This window comes from Streptomyces sp. SID5464 (assembly GCF_009862985.1).
In the GTDB taxonomy this organism is placed as follows: Bacteria; Actinomycetota; Actinomycetes; order Streptomycetales; family Streptomycetaceae; genus Streptomyces; species Streptomyces chartreusis_D.
On sequence record NZ_WWIQ01000010.1, the window covers coordinates 449,506 to 458,075 of the forward strand.

12 protein-coding genes are annotated in these 8,570 nt (G+C 70.4%); 2 read left to right on the forward strand and 10 right to left on the reverse strand.

Annotated features, from left to right (window positions below):
- Positions 1-112: 112 nt before the first annotated feature.
- Together GTY47_RS12140 and GTY47_RS12145 are read right to left on the reverse strand one after the other, a co-directional pair.
- Positions 113-1,375 (reverse strand): GNAT family N-acetyltransferase, encoded by a 1,263-nt coding sequence (locus GTY47_RS12140; RefSeq protein WP_010036181.1) that lies wholly within the window; start codon positions 1,373-1,375, stop codon positions 113-115.
- Between the two features lie 76 nt (positions 1,376-1,451).
- Positions 1,452-2,084 (reverse strand): hypothetical protein, encoded by a 633-nt coding sequence (locus GTY47_RS12145; protein WP_010036183.1) that lies wholly within the window; start codon positions 2,082-2,084, stop codon positions 1,452-1,454.
- A gap of 212 nt (positions 2,085-2,296) precedes the next feature.
- On the opposite strand from GTY47_RS12145, the gene dtd reads away from it, so the two are divergent.
- Positions 2,297-2,722 (forward strand): D-aminoacyl-tRNA deacylase, encoded by a 426-nt coding sequence (gene dtd, locus GTY47_RS12150; protein ID WP_010036184.1) that lies wholly within the window; start codon positions 2,297-2,299, stop codon positions 2,720-2,722.
- A gap of 19 nt (positions 2,723-2,741) precedes the next feature.
- Here dtd and GTY47_RS12155 read toward each other — a convergent pair whose 3' ends face one another.
- The 3 genes from GTY47_RS12155 to GTY47_RS12165 are packed head-to-tail and all read right to left on the reverse strand — an operon-like array spanning position 2,742 to position 4,747.
- A complete protein-coding gene (locus GTY47_RS12155) occupies positions 2,742-3,707 on the reverse strand; it encodes a folate-binding protein YgfZ (RefSeq protein ID WP_010036185.1) in 966 nt (321 codons plus the stop codon).
- Between the two features lie 10 nt (positions 3,708-3,717).
- Positions 3,718-4,155 carry a transcriptional repressor gene (locus GTY47_RS12160; protein WP_010036186.1) on the reverse strand — a complete coding sequence of 146 codons (438 nt, stop codon included), beginning with the start codon at positions 4,153-4,155 and terminating at the stop codon, positions 3,718-3,720.
- Between the two features lie 16 nt (positions 4,156-4,171).
- Complete coding sequence (locus tag GTY47_RS12165) at positions 4,172-4,747, reverse strand: FABP family protein (RefSeq protein WP_010036187.1); 576 nt, start codon at positions 4,745-4,747, stop codon at positions 4,172-4,174.
- A 203-nt stretch (positions 4,748-4,950) separates the two neighbouring features.
- On the opposite strand from GTY47_RS12165, the gene GTY47_RS12170 reads away from it, so the two are divergent.
- Entirely contained in the window at positions 4,951-5,313 is a 363-nt protein-coding gene (locus GTY47_RS12170; protein WP_010036190.1) for a DsrE family protein, read from the forward strand.
- Here the strand turns inward: GTY47_RS12170 and GTY47_RS12175 are convergent.
- From GTY47_RS12175 to GTY47_RS12195, 5 genes are all read right to left on the reverse strand, one after another.
- Positions 5,307-5,684 carry a VOC family protein gene (locus GTY47_RS12175; RefSeq protein WP_010036196.1) on the reverse strand — a complete coding sequence of 126 codons (378 nt, stop codon included), beginning with the start codon at positions 5,682-5,684 and terminating at the stop codon, positions 5,307-5,309. The two genes, GTY47_RS12170 and GTY47_RS12175, sit on opposite strands and share 7 nt — an antisense overlap.
- Positions 5,685-5,705: 21 nt before the next feature.
- Complete coding sequence (locus GTY47_RS12180) at positions 5,706-5,963, reverse strand: DUF3099 domain-containing protein (RefSeq protein ID WP_029180924.1); 258 nt, start codon at positions 5,961-5,963, stop codon at positions 5,706-5,708.
- Positions 5,964-6,049: 86 nt separating this feature from the next.
- The gene (locus GTY47_RS12185; RefSeq protein WP_010036201.1) at positions 6,050-6,337 is read right to left on the reverse strand and encodes a DUF1416 domain-containing protein; all 288 of its coding nucleotides are present in this window, start codon (positions 6,335-6,337) and stop codon (positions 6,050-6,052) included.
- 40 nt (positions 6,338-6,377) lie between these two features.
- Positions 6,378-7,223 carry a sulfurtransferase gene (locus GTY47_RS12190; protein ID WP_010036204.1) on the reverse strand — a complete coding sequence of 282 codons (846 nt, stop codon included), beginning with the start codon at positions 7,221-7,223 and terminating at the stop codon, positions 6,378-6,380.
- A 421-nt stretch (positions 7,224-7,644) separates the two neighbouring features.
- Positions 7,645-8,385: a DUF2993 domain-containing protein gene (locus tag GTY47_RS12195; RefSeq protein ID WP_010036208.1), complete on the reverse strand. Its 741-nt coding sequence runs from the start codon at positions 8,383-8,385 to the stop codon at positions 7,645-7,647.
- Positions 8,386-8,570: the final 185 nt, after the last annotated feature.

An 8,570-nucleotide genomic window follows, 5' to 3' on the forward strand; every position in this document is an offset into this window, starting at 1 on the left:
GGCCTTCAAGGGGTTGGCCATCCATCATGGGGCTCCCTTCCGGAGGGGAGCCGGGAGCCCCGACAGCTCGCTACGGATGCGGGATCCCAGTCGTCGGCGGAAGGAGGGCGGCTCAGAACATGTCCGGGCACCAAGGCCGCCTGGACGTGCGCAGCAGGGCGTCGGCCTTCCGGGCGGCGCCCGCTCGTTCTTCCTGGACCCGGCCCAGCGCCGCCAGCCGCACCGCCGACTCGTCACCGAGCCACAGCGCCGCCAACTCGCCCAGTCCGAGAGTCAGTTCCGCGCTCTCGGTGGTCGGCGTGCAGGACGCCCCGGCGGCCGAGGCCTCCAGCCGGTAGCGCCCCCCGGTCAGATCGTCCACGCCGGCGACCTCCAGCACCAGCGTCCCCTCCCCCTCGTACGTCCGCGCCTGAAGCGCCCGTACGACGTCGAGGATCCGCACCCACAGCCAGTCCGACAGCGAGGTGATCCTGGCCGCCCGCGGATCCGGCAGGAGGAACGGGAGCAGGTCGTCGGGCGCCCGCCAGCCGCTCTTGACCGTCACGACCCAGTCGATGGAGCACAGGTACTGCCACAGGGCACGCTCCGCGGCCGGGGTCGCGCCGAGCAGCCACCTCACGGTGGCCGTGTTCAACGGCTGCTTGGCGTCGCCCCAGTGGTCGTCGACCTCGTAGGCGGCCATGCCCTCGACCTCGCCGGAGGCCGAGCGGTACACGGCGAAGAAGGGCAGCTTCCACGACGGGTCGAACCGCAGCGCGCCGGTGTTGAGCTTCCACCACACCTCGTCGCGCGTGATCACACCGGGCTGGGTGCGGCGCAGCCGCTCGTGCAGTTCCGGGCCGAGCTTGCGGACGTCCTCGCCGTCCACCAGGTCGATCCGGCCGCCGTCCGCCGGGCCCGCCCAGCGGGCGTCGAGACCGGCGCGGGGCACGTCGACCGTCCACTCGGACATCCAGGTCGCCGGCCCGAAGCCGTACCGGCCGTAGATCGGGTACTCGGCGGCGATCAGCGTCGCGACGACGTCCCCGCGCTCCTTCGCGGCCGCCAGGTCCCGCGCCATCATCCGGCTGAGCAGCCCGCGGCGGCGGTGGGTGGCGGTGACGGTGACGCCGGAGACGGCGTCGGCCTGGACGCTCGCCCCGCCCACGGCCGTGAGTTCCTGGTCGAAGGACCGGAAGGTCGCCACGCACCGGCCGCCGTCGAAAGCGCCGAGATGACGGCCGGGGACGAACTGCCGGCGACGCCCCTCGATCTCCTCCTCGGACGGGCCCGGCACCCGCAGGAAGCCGGTGTTCACGGCACGCAGCCAGTCGGTGAACTCGGCTTCGGTGATGGGGCGTACGTCGATGCCGTCGGCGCGGGGAGTGGCGGTCATGGATTCACGCTAGGCGGAGGGCCGGTCGGTGTCGCGTAAATATCCGACCGCCGGCCCTCCCCGGGCCCGCGGAGCCTCACACGAGCAGGTCGTCGACCTGGGCCTCCCCCTCGCGGTACCGGCGCGCGATCTCCGCGCTGCACTCGTCGGCGGTGCGCTGGAGCCGCTGCCGCCGCCGGGAGACCTGCTGCTCGTAGCGCACGAGCCGGCCCATCGCGGTGTTCAGCTCCAGGTCCGTCCGGGCGTCCAGGTCGGACAGCTCGACCTCGGCGAGCATCTCCGCGGCCAGCCGCCGGTACTCCTCGCCCCGCGGCGTGCCGAGGGTCAGATGACGGGCGGAGGAACGGTGCCGGGCCGGGGAGTCCCGCAGGATCTCCGCGAGCCGCTCGACGACGGACGCCTCCGCGGGTACGGCCACGGAGGCCGCGCCCACCGGGGTGCGCCGCGTCAGCTCCGCCCGCAGGATGTCGATCCGCCCCTGCAGCAGCCGCCGTACGTAACTGAGGTCGGCTTCGTCGCGCTGGGCGTCGCGGCGCAGCGTGCGCAGCTCGGGCAGGCTCAGCGCGACCAGGTCGTGTTCGGGAGCGTCCGAGGGCAGCGGCGGGCTGTCGGTGCGCTGTGTGGGCGGCCGGTGGTACTCCGGTGCCCCGGTCCCCGTGTGGCTCGACCAGACAGCCCCCAGCGGATGTCCGGTACTGGATGTGCTCATGTGCCTCAACCGTCCCCTCGACCGGTGTGTGAAAGCATCGTGCCACCCCAAGTGGCCGCTATGGGAACGAGTGCCCCCGATAGACCCCAGATGGGCGGTTAAGCAGCAAAATACGGCCGTGCGCGGCCCGTTGGCGCCCTGAGCAAACCACCCTTTCGGGCCATGTGCGAACCACCCGCGGTCTCATGTTCACCGCCCTGCATGATGGACGTATGCGAGCAGTGGTGCAGAGGGTGGACGGCGCGAGCGTCGTCGTGGACGGCGAGACCGTGGGGGCGATCGAGGGCGAGGGGCTGTGCGTCCTCGTCGGCGTCACGCACGAGGACACCAAGGAGAAGGCGGCCCAGCTGGCCCGCAAGCTCTGGTCGGTCCGCATGCTGCACGACGAGAAGTCGTGCAGCGACATCGACGCCCCGCTCCTGGTGATCAGCCAGTTCACCCTGTACGGCGATGCCCGCAAGGGCCGCCGCCCCACCTGGAACGCCGCCGCCCCCGGCGATGTCGCCGAGCCGCTGGTCGACGAGGTGGTCGCCCAGCTGCGCTCGCTGGGCGCGACGGTGGCCACGGGCCGCTTCGGGGCGGCGATGCGCGTATCACTGACGAACGACGGCCCGTTCACCGTGCTGATCGAAATCTGACCCGAAAGGTCTACAAGCTTTACGGCGCGACGACGACTTCCTGGGCGGCGGCGGTGTCCCCGGCCACCAGCGGCGCGTCCACGGCCACGTTCCGCTTCACCAGGGCGAGGGCGACCGGCCCCAGCTCGTGGTGGCGTACGGAGGTCGTGATGAAGCCGATCTTCCGACCGTCGGGGCCGTCGTCCGCGAGCCGGACCTCGGTGCCGGCCACCGGCAGGTGGACCTCGCTGCCGTCCAGGTGCAGGAAGACCAGCCGGCGCGGCGGCTTGCCCAGGTTCTGCACCCGGGCGACCGTCTCCTGGCCCCGGTAGCAGCCCTTCTGGAGGTGCACCGCCGAGCCGATCCAGCCCAGCTCGTGCGGGATGGTGCGGTGGTCGGTCTCGAAGCCGAGCCGGGGCCGGTGCTGCTCGACGCGCAGCGCCTCGTAGGCCAGGATCCCGGCGGGCGGCCCGGCCTGCGCGGCATACGCCTCCAGGTCGGCGCGCGGCAGGAACAGGTCCCGGCCGTACGGCGTCTCCCGTACGACGACGCCCTGCGGCACCTCCGCGATGGAGCCGGCCGGCAGGTGCACGACCGCGATGTCGGCCGTGCGGTCGGCGACCTCGACCTTGTAGAAGAACTTCATGGACTCCAGGTACGCGATCAGCGCCTCCTGGGTGCCCGGCTCCACATGGGCCCAGACGGTCTCGCCGTCGTCGACGAGGTAGAGGGCGTGCTCGATGTGGCCGTTCGCGGAGAGGATCAGCGCCTCGGTGGCCTGGCCGGCCGGGAGGTCGCTGACGTGCTGGGTGAGCAGGAGGTGCAGCCAGGCGAGCCGGTCCTCGCCGGTGACGGTGACGACCCCCCGGTGCGAGAGGTCCACGAAACCGGTGCCGTCGGCGAGGGCACGCTGCTCGCGGAACAGATCGCCGTAGTGGGCGGCGACGCCTTCGTCCACGCCCTCGGCGGGGACGGCGCCGGGCAGGGTCAGCAGGGGGCTCTTCATATCCGTAAGCCTACGACTCGGTAGTTGAAGCCTTGAGGGTGCAGTCCTCACAGCGGCCGAAGATCGCGAAGTGCTTCATGTCGGTGTCGAACCCGAACGTCTGCCGCAGCTTCGCCGTGAACTCGGCCGCCACGGACACGTCCGCCTCGATCACGTTCTGGCAGTCACGGCAGACCAGGTGGAGGTGGTGGTGCCGGTCCGCGAGGTGGTACGTCGGCGCTCCGTGCCCCAGATGGGCGTGGCTGACCAGGCCGAGCTCCTCCAGCAGCTCCAGCGTCCGGTAGACCGTGGAAATGTTGACCCCCGACGCCGTCTTCCTCACTTCCACGAGGATGTCGTCGGGGGTCGCGTGCTCCAGGGTGTCCACGGCTTCGAGCACGAGTTGCCGCTGCGGGGTCAGCCGGTAGCCGCGCTGCCGCAGATCGCTCTTCCAGTCGGTGCTCACCACACCGGCCAGTCTAGAACTACTTGAAGAAGGCGATGCCGTCGTCGGGCATGTCGTCGGGCAGGGCCTTGGCCCAGCGCTCGACCTCCTCCGGGGTGACGACCTTCTTCAGGTGGGCCGACATGTAGGGGCGCAGCTCCACCTCGGGGGTCTGCTTCTCGCCGACCCACATCAGGTCGCTCTTGACGTAGCCGTAGAGCCGCTTGCCGCCGGTGTACGGCTGGGAGGCGGCGGTGCGGGCCACCGCGTCCGTCACGAGGTCGATCTGCGGCTTCTTGTCGGCCAGCTCGCCGTACCAGATCTCGATGACGCCGTCGTCGCGGGTCATCGTCACCTCGACCTTGCGCTCGGCGTCGATCCGCCAGAAGCCGTGCTCGGACTCCAGCGGCCGGACCTTGTTGCCGTCCTTGTCCAGCACCCAGCTGTGGGAGCGGTACTCAAGGAAGTCCCGGCCGTCGTGGGTGAAGGCGACCTCCTGCCCGAAGTTGCACTTCTCGGAGCCGGGGAAGTCGTGCACACCGGCACCGGCCCAGTTGCCGAGCAGGAAGGCGAGCGGGACGAGGTCTTTGTGGAGGTCGGACGGGATCTCGATCATCGGAAGTTCCTAGACGGGGGTCAGCGCTGGCCCTGGTACAGCTTCTTCACGGTCAGTCCGGCGAAGGCGAGGACGCCGACGGCGACCAGGACCAACAGGATTTCGAAGAAAAGCTCCACGGGGTGCTCCTTGAGCGGGGTGCGGATGTGTGCACAGGGCCGGGGCCAGCTTACGCGGGCGCCTTCGGCACTACGATTCCGGCTATGGCGAAGAAGCTGGTGATCAAGGTGACGGCGGGGGCCGACGCCCCCGAGCGGTGTTCCCAGGCGTTCACGGTGGCGGCGGTGGCCGTCGCGAGCGGCGTCGACGTCTCCCTGTGGCTGACCGGCGAATCCGCCTGGTTCGCCCTGCCCGGCCGCGCCGCCGAGTTCGAGCTGCCGCACGCGGCCCCGCTCCCCGACCTGCTCGACTCGGTCCTGGCAGCCGGCCGCGTCACCCTGTGCACGCAGTGCGCGGCCCGCCGCGACATCACGGAGAAGGACGTCATCGAAGGCGTCCGCATCGCGGGCGCGCAGGTCTTCGTGCAGGAGGCGCTGGCGGACGAGACCCAGGCGCTCGTCTACTGAGCCGCCTCCGTGTGGAGGCAGAACGGGTGGCCCGCCGGGTCCAGGAGCACCCGGACGCCGTCCTGCGGCTGGTACGCGGCGAGCCGCGCGCCCTCGGCCAGGGCCCGCGCGGTCTCCTCTTCCAGGTCGTCGACCTCGATGTCGAGGTGGATCATCATCTGCTGCCGGTCCGGCGTACTCGGCCAGACGGGCGGCCGGTAGGCGGGCTCGGTCTGGAAGGACAGGCCGGTGCCGCCGCCCGGCGGCCGGATGTGCACCCAGTCCTGCCACTCCTCCCCGCGCCACACCCGCCACCCGGGCAGCAGCCGCAGGTAGAAGGCGGCCAGCTCACGGGCGTCCGGGGCGTCCAGAGTCGCCGCCGTCAGGCGCACGGTTGCTCCCCCCTCATCGGTTCAGTGCCGCTTCTTGCCGTCCAGCTCGTCCCACCACTCGTCGGACTGGGGATCCCCGGACGGGTCGTCCCACCAGCGGTCCTCCGGCCCCCGGCGGTTCGCGACCATCGCGGCGACGGGCGGGATGACCATGGCCACCACGCACATCCCGACGGCCACAGGGATGGACCACAACCGCACGACACCCCAGGCCAGGACGAAGAGGCCGATGCACAGGCCCATCATCGCGAAGTACGTATGCCGCCGTCGTGCGTACATACGTCCAGCGTAGGTCCGGGCAGCCCGAAGGGCCGCACCCCAGGCGTCCAACCCGTGGGGTGCGGCCCTTCATGGCCTTGCCGCCGTCAGACGGCGATCGCGACCTCCGCCAGGCCGCCCTTCTGGGCGACGACCGTGCGGTCGGCGGTGGCGCCGGGCACGAGGGCACGGACGGTCCAGGTGCCCTCGGCCGCGTAGAAGCGGAACTGTCCGGTCGCCGAGGTCGGCACCTCGGCCGTGAACTCGCCGGTCGAGTCCAGCAGACGGACGTAGCCGGTCACCGGCTCGCCGTCCTTGGTCACCTGACCCTGGATGGTGGTCTCACCGGGCTTGATCGTCGAGGCGTCCGGGCCGCCGGCCTTCGCTCCACACATGTCGTACTCCTGAGAGGTCTTGAAAGGTCGGTCGGTTTGCTTACTTGTTGGCGCCGAGCTCGATCGGCACGCCCACCAGGGAGCCGTACTCGGTCCAGGAGCCGTCGTAGTTCTTGACGTTCTCCACGCCGAGCAGCTCGTGCAGCACGAACCAGGTCAGCGCGGAGCGCTCACCGATGCGGCAGTAGGCGATGGTGTCCTTGGCCAGGTCGACGCTCTCCGCGGCGTAGAGCTCCTTGAGCTCCTCGTCCGACTTGAAGGTGCCGTCGTCGTTGGCGTTCTTGGACCACGGGATGTTGCGGGCGCTCGGCACGTGGCCGGGGCGCTGGGACTGCTCCTGCGGCAGGTGGGCCGGGGCGAGCAGCTTGCCGGAGAACTCGTCGGGCGAGCGCACGTCGACGAGGTTCTGCGAGCCGATGGCCGCCACCACGTCGTCGCGGAAGGCACGGATCGACGTGTCCTGCGGCTTGGCCTTGTAGTCGGTCTTCGGGCGCTCCGGCACGTCGTCGCCGGCGACCAGCTCGCGGGCGTCGAGCTCCCACTTCTTGCGGCCGCCGTCGAGGAGCTTGACGTTCTCGTGGCCGTACAGCTTGAAGTACCAGTACGCGTACGAGGCGAACCAGTTGTTGTTGCCGCCGTAGAGGACCACGGTGTGGTCGTTGCCGATGCCCTTCTCCGACAGGAGCTTCTCGAAGCCCTCCTGGTCGACGAAGTCACGGCGGACCGGGTCCTGGAGGTCCTTGGTCCAGTCGATCCGGATGGCGTTCTTGATGTGGTTCTTCTCGTAGGCGGACGTGTCCTCGTCCACCTCGACGATGGCGATGGTCGGGTCGTCCAGGTGCTCCTGGAGCCAGTCGGCGTCGACCAGGACGTCGCTGCGGCTCATGCTCTTTCTCCTCCGGGGCAGTTGCGGCGGGGCGTGCGAGGTCTGCGGGGCGCGCGCCCATGACGAGGGCGGCGCACAGGTGCCCTTGGTGCAGGGCGGCGGGGATGCGCGCGTCGGCGCATGGGCCGGCGCGGTCGCTCAGAAGGTGCGACAGAGCATGGCGGCGACGCGGCACAGGTCTACTGCCCGCCGCTTCGTGAGATCCGCCTGTCGCTTCATGCTGTCGATCGTAGGGACGGTCGGGCACGCATGTCACCGGTGTGTCGCATGCTGAGACGAGATAATCCGCCATGTGGGACCGAAGGGGTTCGCGCCCGTGCGGGACCAGGATCGCGGTCGCATGTATCCGCCATCACATCTGAGCTGCGGACAGCACCGTCTCGCCCACCGGACACCGCAGGTCCGGTCCGTCTGCGCCTTCCTACCCGGCCAGGCGGACGTTGGAACCCTTCACCGTGATCTCGACGCCGTCGGGCGCGGCCTGGACCTTGTCCAGCTGGATGCCGCCCGGCAGGCCGTCGATCTTCTGCTGGAAGTCGGTGATGGCCCGGACCCGGGACTCGGCGATCTCGACACCGCCGAACTTGGGCAGGCCGTCGGCCTTCACCCGGACGGTGTCGCCGTCGATCACCGTCACCGAGCTGAGCACGGAGACCGGTTCGGGCAGCTTGGTGCCGAGGACGGTGGCCTCGACGGTGACCTTGATCTTGCCGTTGCCGCCGTCGGAGAGGCCGACGACGTGGGCGGTGACGCCCGGGGCGACCTGGGTGGGCTCGGACTTCGCCGTCTTCAGCAGCTCGTCGTAGGCGATGGTCGCGGTGCCGGTGGCGCTGGTGGCGGTGGCGGAGCTGTAGTCGCCGGAGAACTCGACGCCCCGCATGTCGGCCCGGAGGTCGTCGATACGGATCTTCTCGGCGCCGTTGCCCGCGGCGGCCTCGTAGTCGGTGATGCCGACCTCGATGTCGTCCAGGGAGCCGCCGACGACCTGGGTGAGGAACGGGAAGCCCTTGATGGACACGTCCGGGGTGGCGGAGAGGTTCTCGGTGGTCTTCAGGCGGTCGGCGGCCTCGCCCTCGGCGAAGTGCACGGCGACGCGGTCGGCGATCACGAAGAGTCCGCCCAGGATCACGACGAAGATCAGCAGTATTCGCAGTGCGCGCATGCGGTGTTTCCCTCACCTAGGCGGTTGGACGGCGGTCCGGCGTTCGACGACCGAGCGGCCGTCCTTGCGTGAGGGTAACTCCGCGTGGGTCTGGTCCACGGGTTTGTCGATCATCTGTGACAGGCCGGGCGCCCGGCGTCCGTGCCCGGTGCCGGGCGGGTCCGCAGCCCGGCGGAACGGGGTGC